This is a genomic window from Neorhizobium sp. SHOUNA12A (assembly GCF_023006505.1).
Taxonomy (GTDB): domain Bacteria; phylum Pseudomonadota; class Alphaproteobacteria; order Rhizobiales; family Rhizobiaceae; genus Neorhizobium.
In genome coordinates this window covers 1-21,832 of sequence record NZ_JALBGV010000090.1, presented here as the reverse complement: position 1 = coordinate 21,832, position 21,832 = coordinate 1, and the positions used below count along the sequence as shown (strand labels likewise).

At 55.1% G+C, this 21,832-nt stretch carries 20 protein-coding genes; 9 read left to right on the top strand and 11 right to left on the bottom strand.

The features are described 5' to 3' along the window. Window positions 1-402: 402 nt before the first annotated feature. Window positions 403-825, top strand: a complete 423-nt coding sequence (locus tag MOV63_RS27160; protein ID WP_247038588.1) for a hypothetical protein — start codon at window positions 403-405, stop codon at window positions 823-825. Here the strand turns inward: MOV63_RS27160 and MOV63_RS27155 are convergent. Further along, window positions 814-972, bottom strand: coding sequence for a hypothetical protein (locus MOV63_RS27155; protein ID WP_247038586.1), 159 nt, complete (start codon window positions 970-972; stop codon window positions 814-816). The two genes, MOV63_RS27160 and MOV63_RS27155, sit on opposite strands and share 12 nt — an antisense overlap. A 640-nt stretch (window positions 973-1,612) precedes the next feature. Continuing rightward, window positions 1,613-2,800 (bottom strand): hypothetical protein, encoded by a 1,188-nt coding sequence (locus MOV63_RS27150; protein ID WP_247038584.1) that lies wholly within the window; start codon window positions 2,798-2,800, stop codon window positions 1,613-1,615. Between the two features lie 212 nt (window positions 2,801-3,012). Between MOV63_RS27150 and MOV63_RS27145 the strand changes: the two genes are divergently transcribed. From MOV63_RS27145 to MOV63_RS27125, 5 genes are all read left to right on the top strand, one after another. Beyond that, window positions 3,013-3,225: a hypothetical protein gene (locus tag MOV63_RS27145; protein WP_247038582.1), complete on the top strand. Its 213-nt coding sequence runs from the start codon at window positions 3,013-3,015 to the stop codon at window positions 3,223-3,225. Window positions 3,226-3,342: 117 nt separating this feature from the next. Beyond that, window positions 3,343-4,833 carry a hypothetical protein gene (locus MOV63_RS27140; protein ID WP_247038581.1) on the top strand — a complete coding sequence of 497 codons (1,491 nt, stop codon included), beginning with the start codon at window positions 3,343-3,345 and terminating at the stop codon, window positions 4,831-4,833. 732 nt (window positions 4,834-5,565) lie between these two features. Next, window positions 5,566-6,396 carry an inositol monophosphatase family protein gene (locus MOV63_RS27135; protein ID WP_247038579.1) on the top strand — a complete coding sequence of 277 codons (831 nt, stop codon included), beginning with the start codon at window positions 5,566-5,568 and terminating at the stop codon, window positions 6,394-6,396. Window positions 6,397-7,032: 636 nt separating this feature from the next. Next, a complete protein-coding gene (locus MOV63_RS27130) occupies window positions 7,033-7,788 on the top strand; it encodes an inositol monophosphatase family protein (protein WP_247038577.1) in 756 nt (251 codons plus the stop codon). 565 nt (window positions 7,789-8,353) lie between these two features. Beyond that, the gene (locus MOV63_RS27125; protein ID WP_247038575.1) at window positions 8,354-9,250 is read left to right on the top strand and encodes an inositol monophosphatase family protein; all 897 of its coding nucleotides are present in this window, start codon (window positions 8,354-8,356) and stop codon (window positions 9,248-9,250) included. Between the two features lie 478 nt (window positions 9,251-9,728). Here MOV63_RS27125 and MOV63_RS27120 read toward each other — a convergent pair whose 3' ends face one another. The 7 genes from MOV63_RS27120 to MOV63_RS27090 form a co-directional block, all read right to left on the bottom strand. Continuing rightward, on the bottom strand, window positions 9,729-10,775 hold the full coding sequence (locus MOV63_RS27120) for a DUF4432 family protein (RefSeq protein WP_247038573.1): 1,047 nt from the start codon (window positions 10,773-10,775) through the stop codon (window positions 9,729-9,731). A gap of 27 nt (window positions 10,776-10,802) precedes the next feature. After that, window positions 10,803-11,624 (bottom strand): inositol monophosphatase family protein, encoded by an 822-nt coding sequence (locus MOV63_RS27115; RefSeq protein WP_247038571.1) that lies wholly within the window; start codon window positions 11,622-11,624, stop codon window positions 10,803-10,805. A gap of 136 nt (window positions 11,625-11,760) precedes the next feature. After that, complete coding sequence (locus MOV63_RS27110) at window positions 11,761-12,699, bottom strand: glycerophosphodiester phosphodiesterase family protein (protein ID WP_247038569.1); 939 nt, start codon at window positions 12,697-12,699, stop codon at window positions 11,761-11,763. Between the two features lie 24 nt (window positions 12,700-12,723). Then, window positions 12,724-13,545, bottom strand: a complete 822-nt coding sequence (locus tag MOV63_RS27105; protein ID WP_247038567.1) for a carbohydrate ABC transporter permease — start codon at window positions 13,543-13,545, stop codon at window positions 12,724-12,726. Next, the gene (locus MOV63_RS27100) at window positions 13,546-14,514 is read right to left on the bottom strand and encodes a carbohydrate ABC transporter permease (RefSeq protein ID WP_247038564.1); all 969 of its coding nucleotides are present in this window, start codon (window positions 14,512-14,514) and stop codon (window positions 13,546-13,548) included. Next, window positions 14,511-15,779, bottom strand: coding sequence for an ABC transporter substrate-binding protein (locus tag MOV63_RS27095; protein ID WP_247038562.1), 1,269 nt, complete (start codon window positions 15,777-15,779; stop codon window positions 14,511-14,513). The genes MOV63_RS27100 and MOV63_RS27095 overlap by 4 nt, the downstream gene beginning before the upstream one ends. Window positions 15,780-15,826: 47 nt before the next feature. Further along, window positions 15,827-16,600 (bottom strand): DeoR/GlpR family DNA-binding transcription regulator, encoded by a 774-nt coding sequence (locus tag MOV63_RS27090; RefSeq protein ID WP_247038560.1) that lies wholly within the window; start codon window positions 16,598-16,600, stop codon window positions 15,827-15,829. A gap of 439 nt (window positions 16,601-17,039) precedes the next feature. On the opposite strand from MOV63_RS27090, the gene MOV63_RS27085 reads away from it, so the two are divergent. After that, window positions 17,040-18,143 carry an ABC transporter ATP-binding protein gene (locus MOV63_RS27085; protein WP_247038558.1) on the top strand — a complete coding sequence of 368 codons (1,104 nt, stop codon included), beginning with the start codon at window positions 17,040-17,042 and terminating at the stop codon, window positions 18,141-18,143. Between the two features lie 614 nt (window positions 18,144-18,757). Here MOV63_RS27085 and MOV63_RS27080 read toward each other — a convergent pair. Next, window positions 18,758-19,696, bottom strand: coding sequence for a hypothetical protein (locus tag MOV63_RS27080; RefSeq protein ID WP_247038556.1), 939 nt, complete (start codon window positions 19,694-19,696; stop codon window positions 18,758-18,760). 330 nt (window positions 19,697-20,026) lie between these two features. Here MOV63_RS27080 and MOV63_RS27075 point away from each other — a divergent pair, with 330 nt between their 5' ends. Together MOV63_RS27075 and MOV63_RS27070 are read left to right on the top strand one after the other, a co-directional pair. Further along, the gene (locus MOV63_RS27075) at window positions 20,027-20,176 is read left to right on the top strand and encodes a hypothetical protein (protein ID WP_247038554.1); all 150 of its coding nucleotides are present in this window, start codon (window positions 20,027-20,029) and stop codon (window positions 20,174-20,176) included. A 103-nt stretch (window positions 20,177-20,279) separates the two neighbouring features. Beyond that, window positions 20,280-20,729 (top strand): hypothetical protein, encoded by a 450-nt coding sequence (locus MOV63_RS27070; protein ID WP_247038553.1) that lies wholly within the window; start codon window positions 20,280-20,282, stop codon window positions 20,727-20,729. 487 nt (window positions 20,730-21,216) lie between these two features. Here MOV63_RS27070 and MOV63_RS27065 read toward each other — a convergent pair. Next, a partial coding sequence (locus MOV63_RS27065; protein ID WP_247038551.1) for a DUF1868 domain-containing protein occupies window positions 21,217-21,832 on the bottom strand: 616 nt, incomplete at its 5' end.

The following is a 21,832-nucleotide window of genomic DNA, read 5'->3' as shown; positions in this document are numbered from 1 at the left end:
CATGCTGACGTGGCCCCGGCCGGCACGGAGCGACCGCCTCAGTCGGGGCCGATATAAAAACGGGGCGATGTCCGCTCCTTTTGTCGTCAAACACCCCGACTAACACATTTCATTACTTCCTCAACGATTTCACAATGGCGAGCTCTCTCGATCCGTGCGACGTGACTCTTAACGATGACGGGAACGAGGATACCGCAGTTAGGGTTATCAATTGGAGCGACGTGGCTATTCACGGCGACCGTGACAAACTTGCGGGTGCCGCTGAGGTAAATTTCCTCTCTTAAATCGCAAACAATCCACTGACGTTATGTGCAGATTGTCGTTTTTTATCCAGCTGTGCACTATTGCGAACAGAAAGCTTTCCACCACCATATGGCGCAAATGGAGGCGGAATACCCAGACGTGACTTTCGTCGGCCTGGTATTGCAACCTCGAGCCGAATTTGGATTTGAAGATGGCGAGAACCTACCCGGGAAAGAACGTCGGCGGAGCTACATCGTGTTTTCGGATTTCATTCTGAGATGCATTGATAGTTCCTGGCGCAAAACCACGGTTGACAGTTGGATGGCAACGCTGAACGCCTGGGCTCCCAATAAATTCCGCATCTGTCAAGGGAAGCCGAAGGTGCATGTATATTTCGCGCCACGAGTTGGTTGGCTTGCCAGAGACACCGACATATATCTGAGCCCGGACAAAGCCGAATATTTTCAGCTTCTACAGCTCGTCGAAAATGTATGGAAGGGAATGTCGGAGGATTGGGAGGAACCCGAGCAATGTATCGGGCCGCTATTGGCTTGGTTGTCGGATGAAGTCTCAGAGTTCTAAATTATCGAATTTTCCTATTAAACCAATTGGACAATCTGTTTTTATCGCCCGGCCTTTTGCCATGACGTGAACCGTATATTGCGGTGTCTTGGAGAAACCGTGCAAATGCCGAAGGGTTTTTTGAACTTCAAGCTCACTGTCGGCCACTTAGATCTCGAATTTGCAGGATATATGGTCATGTGGTGTGCGAAGCTACGTTTATGCGTTCGTTCGTTTCTGCGTTGGTCAACCCAATTGTTTGGCTGTGTCGTCCTGTTCCACGCGCACGTATGAGACCCTGCTCGGGTGCTGGCCCCCACGGAGAGCCCGTGCCTGCGCCGCCCGTAACCGATTTTTTATGCAGCCGGGTCTGGCTATTTGCAGGATATATAGAACTGTAAACAAACTTCATATAGTCGGTTTCCAATGTGCGGAGCATCAAAATTTTCTGTTCAATTTCAATAGATTTGATTTGTCATGTCACATGATTGCAAGTCAGAACTGAGGTCCCGGGCGCTTTACGGCACGATTGCAAAGGTTGCAGAGAAGGTTCGTATCTTATTCCATCTGCTAAGCTGTTATTTAAAGGAAATATACCTGATTTTTTTGTTGGATTTACAACCCGTTTCTGATGTGTTTCCTGTTGCCAAGCTATTGAAATCATCCGACATCCATCTGTTCCTGATGTTGAATTCAGTGAACAGTCGTCCGAGCGGTGTTGTATGCCGCTTCTTTTTTCTCAAATGTGCTCTCTCGATCGGCGGAAATGACTGACGACGCCGTACATTAAAAAACGGCAGCCCTCCAACTAATTCTGCGTGGTCTCGGGCTGCGTGGTCTCGGGCCGCGTGTCGAAGCGTGGGTGGCGGAAGCCGAGGCTATCGTCAGCCGGAATTCCGCAGCAGGGTAGGGCCGCTTGGTCGAGTTCGTCCGCGATGAGCATATCCGGTTTCATATACTTCTCGGCCACGCCGGGAGTGGCGTAAAGCTCCCTGATCTTTCTGAGGACAGGTGAGGCTGACCATGGAAGCAGTTTTCCAGTCATAAGGTGATAGGTGTAATACACCCTGCTTCCGTCCGGCTGCGGGATCGAGCAGTCATAGGCGCGCGTGCCGGAACCGATTTTTACGTTCGGGAACTCGCCGCTGGATCGGATCCATTCCACGAGGTTCCGCATGGCTTGTTCGCCATAGATTTCCAACTGTTCCTCCTTGCTCAACTCTTCGAAATTCTCGAAGTCCTCCGGGCTGAGGCCGGAATTCATGGCAACAAACCCAAAGAGCGTGATTCCGGCCTTGCGGAAGCTCATCATCAACGCCTTCCCGACGTTGAAAAGGTCTTCAACATTCTCCGCATCCATGCCGCGTCGCTGAGCCACGGTGATGAGTTCAGATGGATAGAAGTTAAGGACGGGCTTGACGCGCGTCTTCCACTCGGGATGAGGGTCGAACGTCTCGGTGGTATCGGCGAAGTCCTGTCCGTCATGGATGGTAAAGGTGTAGAACATCGGGTGCAGGCGCGTGTGGACCTCCTTGTGGCTGAGTTCAGCGGTGTATCGGCAGATATCCATGTTGCGGCAGTCGGGGAAGCCTGAGCCATCGGGGACGAGCTCGAAGAGCTTCGCGATCGTCGCATCGGGGGTCGAGACCAGGTCGTTTGAAACGATACTCCCGGGAGCAAAGTCGTTGTTTTGAAACTTCTGGATCAAGATCGGGTGACCCACGACATCGCCCATGGACAGTTCGGCAAATGCGATGTCCAGCCCGCGAGCGCGCAAGGCGCGGTAATCATGATCGACGATAGGACCGTTGAGTGTATAGACAACGTCGAATTCGTGGTTGCGGAAGCCACGTTTCGCCGACGCAGCCAAGGTCGACCACCCGTTCTCGGGCAAACCGTCTCCGGGACGGTAGTCGAAGCGGTGGGTGATGAACTGCATATGCTCCCATTTCTCGTCGCCTCTCAGAGCCAGATTAGGCATGGAATGGAGGTCCATGAACGTCTCAACCGACATGCCAGGGGGCAAGCGCCACTTGGGTGGCTTCGCGCGAGGAAAGGCGTAGACCGGCGCCTGTGACATATTAGTGGAAATTTTATAACGGCGCTGTTTTTCGCCAGGGAGGAAACACGTACCGCCATGATGTTTGCGCGATTTGAAGTCCGTTGGCTGGTTTATGGGTTGGTTATAGAAGCGACTTGGGCAGCGGGGTGATCGTTGAAAAGAAAGATGAGGAAAATCTCTCGTATTTATGCCTTCAACGAAGCCGCGAACTCGCCAAAATCGGCAAGCGTTTGCATGCGGGCTGTGCGGATGACGTGTCCTTTGAGCTGACGTGGCGAGCTGACGTGGCGGCTGGCATTTGTCATCATCGCCGACTGATGCGTTGGCGGGAGGTGATTGGATATGACTTGGGACGGTGAAGATATAAATACGGCACCCCCAGGCAAGATCAGCTCGCAGGCGGATATCACGCGCAACCTCAACAACACCCGGGCGATTGAAGAAAAATACTCCGCCCAGACACCGCCGATTTCGCCATGTCACTGCCTGAGCTTGGCGTAGCGAATACGCCCGCGCCCCCCCCCGGCTTCTTCCGACGCGCCTGGGAGGGATACTGGCACATCAGCAATTTCCGCAAAGACAATTTCCTGACCCGGGACATAGATTTTATCCCGGCTACAATGGCACCTAGGGGCAATCTATGCCAGCGCCTCGCGCTGTGTCGCGACGAGGAGAGCCCCATTGCCCCGCTGCCCGAACTTGCCCAAACCCTGGCCAAAAAGGAAAGCCGCCGGGCCGAGGCGCATTTGAGCCTCAATCATCGCCTGCCTGTGTACGAAAAGACGGTCACGTGCATCGTCTGGATACTCCTCTATGCGGCTCCCATCGTCGTTGCACTTTTTTTGCCACAATGGGTTTTTTTTCTTGGTGGTCTGACCTCGGCGGCCCGGTCGATAGGGATGATCTTGCTCTACACCCGCTACCCCCATACTGGCCGGGAGCTGGCCTATGCCTTTTTCTTGAAACGGATCTGGGTCAACCTGCCGCCGGGAATTACCTTTGTCACCACCCTGAACGACGACGTCGCAACGGTCAAAAAGGCGGTATGGTTCGTGTTTGTGGCGTCGCTCATCAGCACCATCTTGCTGCTTGGCGGGCTCCTGTTTGACCGCTTCCGTTGGCGGGGAAAGTTGAATGAACTGAGAAAGCTCCGCTGCAGCCTCACCGACGATCAGAAAAAAAAAATAAAGGACCACTGCCTGGAACTCGACGTCGAAACCAATGCCGTCGTCGATCGGAAGGAAGAGCGCGGCCCAAACGACCCTTCCGGCCCGCAGCAAAATGGCGCGAGCGTTCCCACCGCGGACAACATCAATATCGGCGTATTCCACACGCGCCGTTATATCGAAATCTGCGCCATTTTCGTCGACGATATCACAACCGGAGGACGCTATACCGCAAGCACGAAATACAAGTTTTACTTCGTTATCCTTTTCGGCTTCGGCCTCGCCATCGGTCTCAACTACGACCAGGGCATGGTAATCGCGGACCTTGCTGGAAAATACAGCTGGATTTGGATACAGGTCAGAGATGGCGTTACAAACTTGGACATGTCTCCCCAGAGCCTGTTCCGCGAAGTCTCGGTGATCTTCATCGAATCAATACCATCGTTAAGCATGATCGGCGTCCCACTGCGCGCCAGCGACGGTACAATCCTGGAGACGTGGACGCACAAGGCGGAAATTGGATTTCCGCTCTTCTTCATCAAGACCGTCTTCTCCGATCATGTCCTGGAGCTTTTCTTCCTGGTCGGTGGCTGGGTCGGGGGCTGGCTGGTGCTATTTGGGCGCGCACTGAGGGTTCTGGCGGCCAAAACCCATCTCGACACTTATGCGCTCAAGGCTGGCCGACTGGTTCTACGTATTGCCTTGATCCTGGGCTATGAGCAGGTTCGCGTATTCCTGTCACCTTACCTGAGCCCGGTCTCCAAACTGGCCGGGCGACTTGTCTTCTGGGTTATCGGGTAATAGGTATCGGCTACCCGATCGTTCTCGCCTGGAGAACCGTCCTCTCAACAGGACACCATCAACGATGATGGAACATGGACGCAGCTCGCGCAACCGGCGGCGTCTAAAAGCAAGGGGTTCAACATCCCGGTGTTCAACACATCCAAAAAACGGGGTCGGCCCAAATGAGGTGGGATTGCTTTCGAAAGGGAATGGACATGCACTTCACACACAAAACCATAAAATAGTTGTATCTTGAACATTACAGACCAGATAGCGCACATAAAATGTCTTACGCGCGTTGACTTCGTACGCTGCCTTCCGAACTTCCGCACCGTGAGCCGCCGGGTGACGTGTTCACCCTGGCTGACGCCTTGCGGCGACGTGGCGCAGCTCCAGCGGATTTGCTGACGTGGCGTGCATTCGACCACGTCGGTGCTGACGTGTCCGGAAGAGGGATGCGTGTGGGAGGGGTAACCATAAAAGCCGGGTCTCCCGCTCTTCATCTTCAACATCGGTCATCCGCTCGAAAAACCAAACATCCGCCGCCTTGTAACAAAACCAGACATCGCCCTCGCCTGCGCAAAGCATCTTCGAAATTCAGTTTGTCTCCGCTCCTGGCCTTTCGTTGCAATGCCCCCTTTTCCCGGGTCTGCTCATGCCGGGTCTGCTCATGCCGGTTACTGGCTCGAAGAGCTTGACACCTACACGATCTCAGTAAGCGTTGGGAATGCGGGAAAAGCCGCTCTTGCAATGCGCCCCATCGATTTTGAGGCCGGGGATCTGACGACCGCGGCCGCGGCCGCGGCCGCCAAGGCGGTGCAAGGGGTGCTGATCGGGGATCTGAAAAGGCTGTTCCCCGCAAATACCCAGATTTTCGTCGAAGGAGTGAAAATCAACGTCGAGGACTTTGGAGATCGTTTCGCCATCCTTAAACCACTCGACGCAAACGCCAGCTTCGCCGTCGGAGAGGATCATTGGGGCGTGTCGCTCGGTCTATACTTCAAGGCCGGCCCGCAATACGGCAGTGTCTATCTGTCTGGCGAGCCTTCAGTGTTCGAGGGTGGCCCCGGATACAGAACCAAACTGAACAACAAGGCCTTCGTTATCCCTCCTTGCGAGACCGATTTGGTTCTGGTCGGCACTGGACGATTTGGCGTGGATACAAAGAGGTGGCTCTCCATTTTGGAAAAGCTTGCCAGCCTGAACATTTCCAACAAGGCCCTCGGAGGCACTATCGCCAACGTCGTAGCGGTTGTCATGGGTCAGGCCAGAGCTTACATCACCCCTGCGGATGCGGCTTGGGATCTCGCCGGCCTTCATGCGATCTTCTCCGGGCATTCGTCCGTCGAGTTCTCGAAGCCGCCCAAGCATCTGGTCGTCGAGCCCAAGCATCTGACCTTCAAGATCTTCCCCTTGGGTCCCGACAACAATGTCATCGATGAAGCCGTGGACTTTACCACCGCGTCTCAGGAGCAGAGATATGCGGCGGTGGTTGCCCGACCCGAGGACATCGAGAAATATCTCTCCATCATGAAGGAGGTTCTTGGTCTGCAGTCAGGATCGCCGGCCGCTCTCGTCTAGGAAATGTCCTCCCACAGGACACGCGATGAATGGGATTAAAACATGGACGCAGCGCGCAACCGCTGACGTTCTATGATACTCGGGTTTCAACACCCGGATATGGGTTCGAATTGCTTTTGAGGAAACGGACATGCACGTCTCACAAAAAATATAAAAATAGTCGTATCTTGAAAATTGCAGACCAGATAGCGCAAATAAAATGTCTTACGCGCGTTGACTTCGTACGCTGCCTTTCGAACTTCCGCACCGTGAGCCGCCGGGCGACGTGTTCACCCTGGCTGACGCCTTGCGGCGACGTGGCGCAGCTCCAGCGGATTTGCTGACGTGGCGTGCATTCGACCACGTCGGCGCTGACGTGTCCGGAAGAGGGACATCGTGTGAGAGGCGTAATCATAAAAGCCCGGTCTCTCGCTCTTCATCCTCAACATCGGTCATCCGCCCCAAAACCAAACATCCGCCGCCTTGTAACAAAACCAGACATCGCCCTCTCCCACGGATAGCATCTTCGAAATTCGGTTCGTCTCCGCTTCCTGGCCTGTCATTGCAATGTCCTCTCCTGCGCCTTTCAGGCTCGACAGGGGGCAGATCCGGGTGATCGGAGAAAATGTTAGGCTTGAGGGACTGAGTGCTTCTGGCATGCGCGACGACAATGAACTGGCCGCGGAGCCGAAGACGCCTGGTGACCTGGTGACCGCAGCCGACAGGAAGGTGCAAGAGAGGCTGGGCACGCTGCTGCAAGCACAGCTTCCCGGGATCGGCATCATCGCCGAAGAAGAGGGCGGCATGATCAAGGGCAAGGGAAACCATTTCGCCCTCCTTGACCCAATCGACGGAACGATTGGCTTCGCAGCCGGGCAGCGTCACTGGGGCGTCTTGCTTGGCCTATATACCAAGAAAGGCCCGGACTATGGTTTTGCCTTCGAGCCTGGCGAGAGTTCAATGTTCCAGGGTGGCCGACAATACGGAATTTTGAAGAACAATGAGCACTTCGATATCCCTCCTTGCGAGACCGAATTGGTTCTGGTCGGCACTGGACGACTTGGCGTGGATACGGAGAGGTGGCTCGCCATTTTGGAAAAGCTTGCCAAACGGTCCATTTACACTCGCAACTTCGGAGCCACGATCAGCCACATTCTATCGGTTGCGCAAGGTCAAGCCAGAGCTTACATCACCCCGGCGGATGCTGCTTGGGACCTCGCCGCCCTTCACGCGATCTTCTTCGGCAAGCTGACCTTCGAGATCTTCGCCTTGGACGCCGACAACAAGCCCATCGATGGACCAGTGGACTTTACCACCGCGTCTCAGGAGCAGAGATATGCGGCGGTGGTTGCCCGACCGGAGGACATCGAGAAATATCTCTCCATCATGAAGGAGGTTCTTGATCTGCAGTAAGGACCGCCGGCCGCTCCCGTCCAGGAAATGTCCTCCCCACAGGATACGCCATCAATGGGATTGAAGCATGGATACAGCGCGCAACCGCTGACGTTCATGAAGTTATGATATTCGGGTTTCAACACCCGGATATGGGTTCGGATTGCTTTTCGAGGAAACGGATATGCACCTCTCACAAAAAATATAAAAATAGTCGTATCTTGAACATTGCAGACCAGATAGCGCTCAATAAAATGTCTTACGCGCGTTTACTTCGTACATTGCCTTTGAAACGTGAGACGGGTGACGTGTTCTCCCTTGCTGACGCCTTGCGGTGATGTGGCACGGCTCCAGCGGGTTTGCTGACGTGGCATGCATTCAACCACGTCAGCGCTGACGTGTCCGGAAGAGGGATGCGTGTGGGGGTAACCATAAAAGCCCGGTCTCTCGCTCTCCATCCTCAACATCGGTCATTCGCCCCAAAACCAAACATCCGCCGCCTTGCAACAAAACCAGACATCGCTCCTCGCCTGCGGAAAGCATCTTCGAAATTCAGTTTGCCTCTTCCTTCAGACCACCATTCACAATGTCCGCTCCTGCCTCTTTCAGTGTCGATCAGGAGGTGATCCGCACGATGCGACATGGCCTCATGCTTGCTGCAATGAATGCCAAGGCTATACTCGACGGCGATGCTATCGTCGAAGAGCATATGACGCCTCAAGATTTGCTCACTGCGGCGAAGAAGAAGGTGGGAGCGATGCTGACGAAGCTGCTGCAAGAGAATTTCTTCGATATTGGCATTATCGGGGAAGAAAAGGGCGACGGCATCCAGGGCAATGGCGAGCTTTACGCCATCACCGGTCTTATCGACGGGCCGGAGAACTTCGTCTCCGGGCGGCTGCACTGGAGTGTGTCGCTGAGCCTTTGGACCAAAAAAGACGGCCCGGTATTCGGCATCGTCTACTACCCCAGCAACCATGGTTTGACTTACGATGGCGGGCCTGAACACGGAATCTGCATGTACAGAGAGCCCGCTAAAATCGTTCCTTGCCAGTCAAAACTGGTTCAAGTGGGGTCCGGACGACTTGGCCCAGATGACGACAGGGTGGTGTCGCTTTCGACGATGCTTCGCAAGCAGGGAAGCGTTCCCCTGGGCCTTGGATGCACGACAGCCGATATCGAGCTGGTTATCAGCGCACAGGCTATCGCTTACATGACCGTGTCTGCATCCGCTTGTGAGCTCGCCGGAATGTATGCGATTTTCTCCACGAAGCCGACGGTCGAGTCCGAGACGCTGACCTTCGAGATCTTCGCCTTGGATACCGACAACAAGGTCATTGATGGACCCGTGGACTTTATCACCGCGTCTCAGGAGCAGAGATATGCGGCGGTGGTTGCCCGCCCCGAGGACATCAAAACGTATCTCGCCATCATGAGGGCGGTTCTTGGTCTGCCGTCAGGATCGCCGGCCGCTCTCGTCTAGGAAATGTCCCCCCAACAGGAGACGCGATCAATGGTATTGAAGCATGGATACAGCGCGCAACCGCTGACGTTCATGAGGTTATGATATTCGGGTCTCAACACCCGGATATGGGTTCGGATTGCTTTTTGAGGAAACGGATATGCTTTTTACAAAACGACAAAACGACAAAAACCTTTGTGCCCTGAGAATTGCAAACTAGCTAGCACCGAATAAACCCCCTTACACGCTCGCAACTGTATCCTGTCCTGGTAATGTCCGGGAGGCTTCGTGACATAAATTATTCTGGCTCGTGAATATCTTTCGATCTTTTTGCAGGATATATGGTCATGTGGTGTATGAAACTGCGTTTATGCATTGGTTCATTTGCACCGGTATATCGAGACAGAAGTGGACCGCCGTCGTCGCAATGGGAGCGGTTCAGGCGGGTGCTTTTTGATTGCACCCGGGCGGCTTGAGTACTGAGTACGTCAGATTTTACCTACTGATCGATGGAAGAGAGCTGCAACTCCAACCAATAAGCTGCTTTCTCGCCAGCTGCCAATGATCGCGGAAGGAGGGCAGGCTGATCTTGGGAAACCCCGCGTCTCATCGGCTCAAGCGCCAGTGCGTAGACGCCGGACTGGAACGCTCGCCAGATCCCGAAGTCCGGGAGCGCCTCCGGCGAAAACGAAATGCGCGCGCACACTCCTCCGATCAAAGCACCGTTTCGAACTTCGACCGAGGCCATCGAACCAGTCGAAACCACAGGAGTTTCCTGAAAGTAATCGATAAAATCATCACGCGGCTGTTTGTCCTCATTGTTGAACGCCGCGACAAGGTTCTCATCGAGGTCTCCGGAGAGCGTGGTCAGTTCATCAAGGAAAGGATAACCGAAGTTCACGTGGTAGAGAATTGCGTGTGGTGTCGGGCGGAAGCCGCAGTTTTCGACGGTGTCGCTGATCCGGACCGTGCTGCCGAACACGTCAATATCCAATCTGCGCCGTAACAGCAGGTTTTCGCCGAATATCGCGCTCTGCCTCAAGAAACCTTCCGCCCAGATAACGGGGCTTTCCCTGTCCCAGTCGATCCCGTAGCCGGAAATAGTCGCGCGCTGGCTCGATATCCTTCCGTGAAGCGGGTGAAAGACCTCCTTCCGGTGCTTATGGAGGAAATGCCCCGCCTGGGCCCGCTGTGCGGCGCCGATGTGATCCAGCCCGCAGGTGACAATGAACCCGTCGAGGTTTCGGTAGAATCCGACCCCGTCCTCCGCATCGACAGAATTGGCCGGCCATGGGAGTCGGTTTGCGCTGTTCCAGCCGATATTGATCCCACGCCATGTGGCGCTGGCAATATCGAAACCTCGGTCGAGCGCGATTTCCAAGCCGATTCCCGAGGCGTTGCGAACGGCAAGAATCCTCTGTCCTCTGCCCGATCCGTCTTCCACCTGCAAAAGCCTGATATCGGCGAGCCCCCTACCGTCTACGGTCCGCTGACGAAGTTCAACCGGAGACAGCTCTTTTGCCGGACGTTGTCTTATGATGGACAAGAGTGCCTCCGTTCGTTCGCACCGTCGTCAAGCCGCGACCGAAACCTTGTCAAGCAACGGCCGCATCCTGGTCAGGAATGCATCGCCACCACAGGCGAACCGAAGTTTTTCCCGAAGATCAATGTGGCCCCATTCGATGGTATGCGAAACGCCGAGCCCAGCTAGGATCGGCAGGCCGGCCATCACGTCCCAGGTGGAGTCGCCCAGTGCGACGTAACCATCGGTCTCGCCCATGGCGATCTCCATAAGCGAGAGTGCTGATGACCCGCAGCAACGGAAGTTGATGCGAAGCTCGTCTGCAAGGAAGCGAAAGACTTCGAGCCTGTCGTTTGTGGCAATCGATGGGTGTATGCCTATCCCAGTCGATGCGCGGGACAGGTCGAAGGCCGGAAGCAAAGGCATCGGTTTGCCATTTATCTTCGCGCCGATGTCGGTGCCGCCGGTTATCATCAGGTCGCGAGCAGGGGCAAAGATTGCGCCAAAAACGGGTTCACGATTTTCGAAAAGCCCGATCGAGATCGCCCAGTTCTGGCTCCCGCGAACGAAGTTGAAGGTGCCGTCAATGGGGTCAATCACCCAAATCCGGCCGGAGACACCGCAGACATCGCCACCTTCCTCGCCAAAGACGCCATCCTCCGGAAACGCCTCTCGGAGGGCGGCGATCAGGAAATCCTCGACTTCCCTGTCGGCGCCCGTCACCAGGTCGAGATGTCCCTTCTCTTCAACTGGCAGGGTGGCCAGAGACTGAAAGTGAGCAAGTGCGATCCGGCCGGCCTCGCGGGCAATCCTCTCCACTGTTGTTTCCATGATGTGGTTGGAGGACATCGTGTCATTCTCGGGTTCGGCCATTGGCTCTCATTCCTCATCTCATTCAAGTTCCATGTCATTCGAGCATCGTCAATTCGTCGATGATCTGACGATGGATTGTTGCTGCAAGGCCGGGGTTTGCGGCCTTGCCGCAGCTTGGGTCTAGCAAACGACGCAGCTATCGCGCGAACTCCATTCGCGTTGGTTCAAGCCCACAGTTTTTGATGAAGTCGACGATCCAGGTTACGTCATCGCAAACCAGCATATCGATCAATCCAGCGCGCATGTACGACTGAAGAAGGTCCCGATAGTCGAGGCCGTAGGAGCGCCTGAGCACGAAGTGCGCCGGCGGCGGCACATAGTGACTGACTGAAACGCCTGCGGCGTGAAGACTTTCGGCAATATCAGGCGCAAACTGCGGATAGTCGGTGTTCATGACGTCCATTGCCGCGGAGCGGGCCGCGGCAGCTGGTTCGACGAGACGATGGTAATTGATGCCCATCGTTCGGATGCCGGGAGCAAGGTGCTTGATATCGCGCAGAACGACATAATCAAACGAACTGACCAGGACCCGCTCGAACATTGCGGTTTTCTTGAGGAGGCGCACAACGTTTTCGAGATATCCGAGGCCTTCAAACTTGTCCTTGATTTCGACGATCAACGCCAGGCCAAGATCGTGACAATAGGCCAGAATGTCTTCAAAAGGTTCGATCGGCTGCCCCTCGATTAAAGGACCATTTCGGTTCCTGGTCTGCAACCGGGCAATATCGCAATAGTCCATCTGCGAAATGAGACCGGTGCCTGTCGATGCGCTGTCGAGAATGTCGTCATGAAAAACGACGAGACGGCCGTCTCGCGTCATCCGCAGATCGATTTCGCAGAGCGACGCACCGAGTTCGGCAGCCTGTCGCAGGGATGGGCGTGTATTCTCATGGCCGTTGATGGAATGGCCGCGATGACCACAGGCGATGACGCGTCCGGAGCGCGAAGGCAGAAGGTCAAACATCGATGCCTCTTTATGCATGTTGCTATCCAGTTGTGGGGTCGGCGATGGCGAGCAGCCATCCCGACGGTCGTGTAAATGTGCAAGGTGGCTCGCTCCGGAGAGCGATACCAACAACAGGACTTGAAGGGGGAGGGTCTACTTTAGACCACTCCGTGCAAAACTTGCGATGAACCTCTTTTGAAGGATCAGGAAGATGACGATCATGGGCAGAGCGGCCAACAGTCCTGCTGCCATCAGCACGTTCCAGTCGGTCGTATATTCACCGCGGAGCAGCGCGAGGCCCGGTCCAAGCGTCATCTTGTCGATGGATCGATTGACGACGATTGGCCAAAGCAGCTCTTTCCATTCCGCAAGTGTTGTCAGGATCGCGAGCGAAATTATGCCGCTACGTGCCACCGGTACGACGATAGTCGCGAGAATTCGCAGGTGTGACGCGCCATCTATCCTCGCCGCCTCGATCAGTTCCCGAGGGACGCCACGGAAAAACTGATAGAGGAGGAACACGCCGAACACGTCGAACAGAGACGGAAGCGCGAGGGCTGCAAGCGTATCAGTCATTCGTATGGACGCGATGATGGAATAGCTTGGTATGATGAAAATGTCGCTCGGCACCATGATCAAGGCGAGGATCACGATAAGTATGGCCTTGTCGCCTGGGACTTTCACGACAGCGAGCGCATAGGCCGCCATCGAGCAGATGACGAGCGTGCCGATGACCCGACCGATCGAGACGATGATCGTGTTCCAGAGTAAAGTCAGGAATGGAAGGCGGTTGAAGACCTCACGCACTCCATCAAGCGTCGCGGGCGAGGGGATAATATTCGGCGGGACCTGAAGCGTCTGACTTGTGGTCATGATCGCAGTCGACGCCATCCACGCGAACGGTGTCAGGATTATTAGTCCGACGACGCTGACCACGAGGTAGGTCCACCATTGGACGCGGTATTGCAGCATCATTTAGCCATCCTCCCCGTAGTGGACGAAGCGGCGCTGCAGCCGGAGCAGAACGATCGAAACGCCCAGAATCAGCAGCAGCAGGAATAATGAGACTGCGGCCGCGTAGCCACGCTGACCCGAGTCCACGAACGCCAGATAGTAGTAGTAGTAAACCAGCGTGAGGCCGTAGTTCGTCGAGACTGAATGATCGACGGGAGGCAAGAGCAGGTACACGGCGTCAAAGAGCTTGAGGATGCCGATCGTCGATGTCAGGATAACGAAGAACAGAGACGGCGTCAGCAGCGGAAGCGTGATCGAAAAGAACCGGCGAACAGGGCCGGCACCGTCAAGCATTGCCGCTTCATAAACGTCGCTCGGGAGGTCCTGCATGCCCGCATAAAGGATAATTGCGGGAACGCTGAACGACAGGTAGACCACGATAATTGAGACAACGGCGGTGACGCCGGTCTCACTTCCGAACCAACTCATTGGCTCGGCTCCAAGCGCATGAAATGCGGCATTGATGAGCCCGTATTGCGTTTGAAACAGCCATCCGAATACGAGAATGATTGCCGTCGGCAGACATACCGCCGGTAAAAACACGATCGCCCGGAATATTGACGCGCCGCGAAAGCGGTATTGCATCAGCAGCGCGCAGAGCAGCGAGACAATAACGACGCCAGGCACCGCGATCGCGGCAAACTTCACCGTGTTATAAAGCGCAATGACCAACTGACTGTCGGAAAACAATCTCCGGTAATTGTCCAGCCCGACAAAGCGCGGCTGACCGAATGCACCCGCCGTCGTGAACGAAAGCCAAATATTGTAGCCAAACGCGTAGAAGCGAAAGATCAACAATCCGGCGATGAGCGGCACCAGGAACAGGTAGCCGACGGTTGCCTGCCGCCATTTGAGGCTCCCGAGCCGTAGAACACTGCGGCTCGGGGTCAGCTCGCCGCCATTAAGGCGCAGCGTTGAGGTGCCGGTCAACGCAGGGCCTCATTGAGCACGTCGTCAATCTTCTTGGCAGTGTCGGCGGTAGATGCAGTCCCAGCGTAGAACGGACCCATGAGAGTGCTGGTGATCTTCATGTTCGCCGGAATCACCTTCGGAAACTGGGTGGTCGTTCGAAGATAGCTCTTGTCGATCGTTACGGAGAGCGCCTGCTCCAGACCACCAAGTTTTTCGTTGGCCTTGACGAAGGCGCCGAGCGCGGCCTTGGACTTGTTTGCCGGCAATCCGGCACCGCCTTCAGCGTGAAGCACTGCTCCCTGCTCCGAGGTCAGGAACTGGATGAGCTTCCAGGACTCGTCCTTGTGCTTCGAGTTTACGTTCATCACATAAACCAGGCCGTTGGTATCGGTTGTCCATGAACCGTTGACCGAAGGCATGCGGACAACCTGGAATGTCCCATTCGGCAGGTCGGCCTTCGAAAGGAGGCTGAGGTTCCAGGACGGAATTTCACCCATCGCCAGCTTCCCCGATATCAGCGAAGATACGGGATTGAAATCGGAGGAGTCGGCTACGTTCAAGATCAAGCGATCATCCTGAAGACCCTTGACCATCTCAAGCGCCTTCGTACCGGCAGCTGAAGATATCATGCCCTTGTTGTTGTCGATGACCTTGCCACCCAGCGCGTGGACGAGGCTGGCAACGCCATTGTTGAAGGAGAAATTGTAGTAAAGAGGAACGTCCGTGGCACTCTGCTTCGCTTTGATCTCCTTGGCGATCCGGACCATGTCGTCCCAGGTCCAGTCAGTCTTCGGAGCCTCGACGCCGAGCTTTTTAAACGTGGCGGCGTTATAAACGAAGGTCCAGGCGTCCATGTCTTTCGGTACGCCATACTGCCGGCCGCCGAAATTGTAGAGATCAGCGATCTGCTTGTTGTAGGTATCGAGGGACAGGTTGTCCTTCTTGATATAGTCGGTCAGGGGCTCAAGGGCGCCACCATTGACATAATAAGAGGCCCTCGAGCTCTGCCACATGACGTCCGGGCCTTCACCAGCGCCGAGAGATGCGTCGAGTTTGGTGTAATATTGATCAGGTGGAACCTGAACGAGATCGACCTTGATATTGGGGTTCGCGCTTTGGAATGCGTCGACCGCCTTCTGAACGCCAGCTTTCTGAGCCGGATCCCAAATCATAAGGCTGAGATTTGCCGTGCCGGCGCTCCAGGCGAAGTTGACGCCGGATAGTGACGCGAGCGTCATGACTGCGGCGCCGAGAACGAGATTTCTTCTGTTCGTGGTAACCATGGGTTCCTCCCTCGGGAAACGGTTGGTGGGCAGCGCGTCATCGCCACTTAGGTTGCGATGACGAATTTCCTCCGCAGCCTTTCCGCTCCCGTATCGATAATGGCTTTGGCCCCTACGTCTGTGACGATAGCGCCAACGTCCTCGATTTTTGCGGTGACGGAAAAGCTGGATTTGGTGAATTTTGAATGGTCGGCGACAACGATCGTGCGGCTGGAAACCTCGATCATTGCTTTTTGGATGCTCGCATTTACCGGCGAACCGGTGAAGATCAGCCCGCGACCGAGATCGATCGACGCGGCGTTGAGAATAAGCTTGTCGACGCTGAACTGACGAATGAAGTGTTCCGCCAGCGGCCCTCGGAAGGATCGATTGATTTCAGCAAATTCGCCCCCGACCGCGTAGACGTTAGGCGTGTCGTGCCGGATGAGCTCGCCTAAGATGTCCGCCCCATTGGTGATGAAGGTAAGCCCCTTACGGCCGATCAGCAATTTGGCAACTTCCAGCGCAGTGGTGCCTGCGTCCAGAAGCACGACGTCGCCGTCGGCAATCATCGCCGCCGCAGCCTCTGCAATCGCTCTCTTTTCCGACTTGTTCGCGACGGCGCGGGTGGCGTTAGCCGGGTCGTGAGAGACTTGCGACACGCTCACCGCGCCACCATGGGTACGGCGAAGCAATCCTGCCTCTTCCAGCTCGACAAGGTCGCGGCGTGCCGTTGCGACCGAAATCTGAAACCGCTTCGTGAGGGTGCCGATATCGAGGAACAGTTCCTTCTTTAGGAGCCCGACAATCTTTTCTTGGCGATCTTCGGCGGTATTCAGCATGGCTTTCCCAGTTCCAGCGATGACACGCATCGCTCATAGCGAGCGAATTGCGTCGTTGTCAATGCCGCATTTTATGAAGTTTTTGCAACCGGATCAAGCGCCTTAATCGTAGTGTCGGGCTTGCAATGCGGCATATTCGCTATTTTCCTGTATGCATACTTGCATGCGAGCGAAACCGCTCATATTATCAAGGATGACGCTTTTGGGGAGGATTGGCCTCGAGGGCTGTGAAGGGAAGTCTTCGAGCTGCCCGCGGGAGGAGTTTTGTCGCTGGTCGCTCGACGTAGCAGGTTGGGCTGTTCTGCTGGCCCTGAGCGCGCGCCAGGCGCCGGTGGGCAGCAGTCCTCCCTGGCTGTCCACCGGCATTCGCCTGCCGGATACGGACGCTCACGGGGGCAAGCCGAATCAAAGAATTGGGTGGCGCTGGAAGAGTTGGAAAATGGCAGGCTTAGAGATCAGTAATGTTAAGAAGACATATGGTGCGGTGGACGTGCTCCATGGCGTCTCGATCGATATCGAGGACGGAGAATTCGTTATTCTTGTCGGTCCGTCCGGATGTGGAAAATCCACCCTTCTGCGGATGATTGCTGGTCTCGATGACATATCCGGCGGCGAGGTTCGCATCGGCCGGCGCGTCGTCAATGATGTGCCGCCGGCGGATCGCGACATAGCCATGGTTTTCCAGAACTACGCGCTCTACCCCCATATGACTGTCCACCAAAACATGTCGTATTCGTTGAAGCTGCAGAAGGTTTCGAAGTCGGAGATTTCCGCACGCGTCAACAACACGGCAAGCATCCTTGGCCTCGAAAAATACCTCGAGCGTTTTCCGCGCCAGCTATCCGGCGGTCAGCGCCAACGTGTCGCCATGGGCCGTGCAATCGTTCGTAACCCGCAGGTCTTCCTCTTCGACGAGCCTCTATCGAACCTGGACGCGAAGCTCCGCGTGGCCATGCGCGCAGAGATCAAGGAGCTGCACCAACGGCTGAAGACGACGACGGTTTATGTGACACACGACCAGGTCGAAGCCATGACGATGGCAGACAAGATTGTCGTCATGCATGACGGCATGGTTGAGCAGATCGGCGCACCGCTCGATCTTTATGATCACCCGAACAACCTGTTCGTCGCGAGTTTCATCGGTTCGCCCTCCATGAACTTTATCCGCGGAAAGGTTCATGGTGATACCTTTGTCGGCGCCTCCGGGTTGCGAATGCCTTTGTCCAAACACGCCGTGCGGGCTCTTAAGGGGCGCAAGGCGGTTTATGGGATCCGCCCGGAGCATTTTCGCCTTGTGACCCGCGAGACAACGGGCTGCGTCGCTCTTGAAATTGTTGTGGTGGAACCGATGGGAGCGGAGACACAGGTTGTGGTTCGCGCACCTGGCACTAAGCCCGGCTCGGAGGACGGAGCAAATAAAGATCTCGTTTGCGTGTTCCGGGAAAGGGTCGCGGCGCGGCCGGGCGAGACGATCTACGTAGCCCCCGAAGTGGACAAAGTTCACTTGTTCGATGCCGAAAGCGGCATTCGCGTTGATTTTTGAGGATACAGAGCGTCAGATCTGCGGCCTGCTCCGAAAGGTCTGACGAGCCACCTGCGGACAAGGAAATAGCGGCTGTCGCGGCCGTTATCTGTGGCAATGGGAATCCCTTTGCTCGCAGTCCTCCCGGAGGGCCATTGGCCGTTTCAGGCGCTCCGCATCAGATGCGGCCGATGGCCTTCCCGAGATGAATTACCAGGTCTCCGCATAGAATCTTACCACGACTATACCGATACGAAGCTGAGGGTAGAACCCACGCAGATCATGATATTTCTTTGTAGCGGCAGCTGTTTGGTCTGCGGATGTGAAGACAGCCTTCCACACCGATGAATGGCAGGATATATCGACCTGTAAACGAAGTGCGACGTTGCGTAATCGAGGGTCAAAATATCAGACACGCATGTTTCACCGACATTTGCGAGGAGGCTGCAGAGAATGTGCTTGTTTATAAATCTGCGGTGCGAGCTAGCTACGGAAAAAGACAAACGATCCAGGCGATCCAAGTTCTGATAGTTTTGTGCCGGATGTTGAACCCGGATTTTATCTGCGTGCCAATTGCCGGAGTGTTGAAACCCGGTTTACGCAATTTTCCCCGAGCTGTCTTTGCTCTTTTCTCTCTACTGAAGCTGAGCCACCAAGTCCTTCATGATAATGGGCAAGGCAGTGCCGTCCTTTAGGTAGCTATCGAAGAAAGCTCTCGTCGCGATGACGAGATGGAACGATTTGTTGAAGTCCGCCGCACGGATCATGTCGGCTTCAGCCTCCTTCCCGTTGATCATCACAACGAAATAAGTCTTCATGAAGAGCGCGATCCAGGGACCCATGACGGGCCAGGTTGCATTGACCGTGACATGGACGAAACCCTTGCCGCGCAGCATCCGGAACAATGGCACGGCCGCGCATTCGCTCTGCGTGATCTCGAAAGCGACGATCCCCTTAACATCCTTAAGGAATTTGTCTTTCATCTCCGAGGTCGTCTCCTTGCGCAGGGTGCATGCGATGGGGATGGGCCAGACATCAGAACAATCCGCCTGAGGAGGCTCGTAGATGTAGTCCCCGTTGATTTCGAGGGTGAAGAGAGATCCGCCGGTGATCGTCCAGTCGCGCGTTCCGAATTCCTTCTCAAGGTCGGCGGATCGGACGGAAACCGAGGCCATCGTCGGCAACTTGTTTTTCGTCACCATCACGGACACCGCAAAATCTTCCTTGGGCCCGGAGGAAATGTCGCCCCCCTCGAATGGACAGACTGTGATGACGGTTCCTGAAGCGACGTTCCCAGGGTAGGTGGGCCCAGGCGTTTGTGACAAAGAGCGATCGCTCACGATTTCACACCCGGAATAGGCATCTTGAAGCGATTGGAAGGTGGTGTTGGGCAACACGAGGCCGATGTCGACGGCAAAACCCGCGGAGTTACGCGTTTCGGCTTCGATCCGCTCGATCACCTCCTGAAAGACAGAACCCAGCTGGTGCAAGCCTCTCATCGTGTGAAAGCCGAGTTCGTGCGCCGACTTCGGTAGAACCGGTTCCTGGCTTGCCATGGTGTCGGTCTTGAACAATTGGAAGCTGATCGATGTTGCGGGCGCGGCGGCTATGGTTGCCTGTCGGTTGTCGGGCGATGGTTTGGGGAGATTGTGTGAATGAGAGTGCCGACTGGTTCTCAAAAAAAGAAGACGGGTTGGCTTTTATTCTTGGAGAACCGATGGATATCGCCTCGAGGCAACGTCGTGCCACGTCAGCATTTTCCAGGTGACGTGGCCGCTGACGCGGCGCGGCCGGCACGGAGCAACCTCCCATGTCGGAGCCAATACAAAACAGAGCGATGTCCGCTCCTTTTGTCGTCAATACCCTGCCTACCCATATTCCATGATTTCCTCAACGATTTCAAAATGGCTAGCTCTCTCAACTCGTGCAACGCGGCTCCTGACGGTGCGAACGAGCCTGAAGAAGTCCCGGTTCGCATTATCAATTGGAACGACGTGGCTATTCATGGCGAAATGAAAAAGCTTGCAGAGGCCGACGAGGTGAATTTCCCCTGATAAATCGCCGACAACCCACTTACGCCATGTGCAGATTGTCGTTTTTTATCCCGCTGTGCATAAGCTCGGCGCGCAGCAGGATTTCCACCTCCATATGGAGGAAATGGAGAAGGAATACCCAAAGGTGACTTTCGTCGGCCTGGTACTCCTACCTCGATCTCAATTTGGATTTGAAAATCGTGAGAAAGACTTGGCCAAGGAAGTACGACGGCGAAACTATCTTGTGTTTTCAAATCTCATTCAGAGGTGCGCCGATAGTTCCTGGCACGACACCACTGCTGAAACGTGGCCGGCGACGCTACAGGCCTGGGAACCCGAAAAATTCCGTATCGATCGAGGGAAGCAGAAGGTGTCTGTATATTTTGCGCCACGCGTTGGTCCGCTTGCGGGAGACACCGACATCATTCTGAGCCCGAACAAAGCCGATTATTTTGACCTTCTAAAGCTCGTCGAAGACGTATGGCAGGCGAAGTCAGTTGCCGAGGCGGGTTCGGCGAAAGACGAGGCCGGGGAAGCAATTGCTTGGATGGAGAAGAATTTCCCAGGTTTCTAAATTATCGAATTTTTCCTATCAAACCAATTGAACGATCTGATTTTATTGCACGATCTCTTTGTCATGACGTGAACCCGATATTGCGGGTTCCTCGGCAGGAAACGTGAAAATGCCAAAGGAGCTGTAAACGGCGGTGATCTGAACTTCCGATTTCAATAGATTGATACGCGCGGTGTTACTTAATCAAGGGCCAAAAAAATCAAGCAGGCATGTTTCACCGAAATGCGGCAAAATCGTTGACGCGTAGTTCTTGTTTTTATTTCCGGGGTTAATCAAAGGGGAGCTAATTCAATGTGGGCTGACCACAATTCCATAGAAGCAGATTTTGAATGTGAAAGAGCGTAAGTTGAGTTACGGCTCGTACCTTGTGCTTTTGGCACTGATTTCAAATCGCAGGTTGAATGCGACTTTCAAGGGGATAGGTGAATAACGGGGGACGACTTCAGAAAACAAAAAAACCGCGAGCTCTTTTCCGTCAAACCGATCCTCACGCAGATGCGTCCTCCACCTCTGGGGCCTGCTTGCCAAGCTTGGTGTAATGATCGGGTCCGAGCGTACCAAGTCGCCTGAATTGGCCCATGTCCTCGAATTTGTAGAATCCCACCCTGCCGAGCTGCATCAGGGCAAATGGAGCAATGTAATGATCGTAGGCGGCCTGCAGTTTGGGGGCAATGTCCTGCGCCACTTCGTTGTCGAATTTCTTCTTTGGATAGGCCAGGCTGATGTGGAATTTGTAGGCCGTCACGTCAGCGCAGGGGATGTTCGTGGCCTTTTGAAGAACGCTGCGCAGGCCCAAAAGCAGCAGTTTTTCGGTATGGTTGGCCCCTTCCACGACGATACGGAGGCTCTCGCCCATAGTGAGCCCAACAGGGGAAACGCAAAATTCGTCTACTGCATACCAGCTCTTCAGAGCGTGTTCGAAGCGGGCCGTTGCCGCGTTGAGTTCATCCTGCGGGATATCGGTTAAACCCTCGAAAGCAGTGATATGCAGAGTGTCTGCGGGGAGAAAAGCGAAGAATTTGTCAAGGCCCGCCGTCTTCAGCTCAGCCACCATGTTTGTGAGAGCGCCATGGACCCCGGGATTATCGGCAAGGGGGAACATG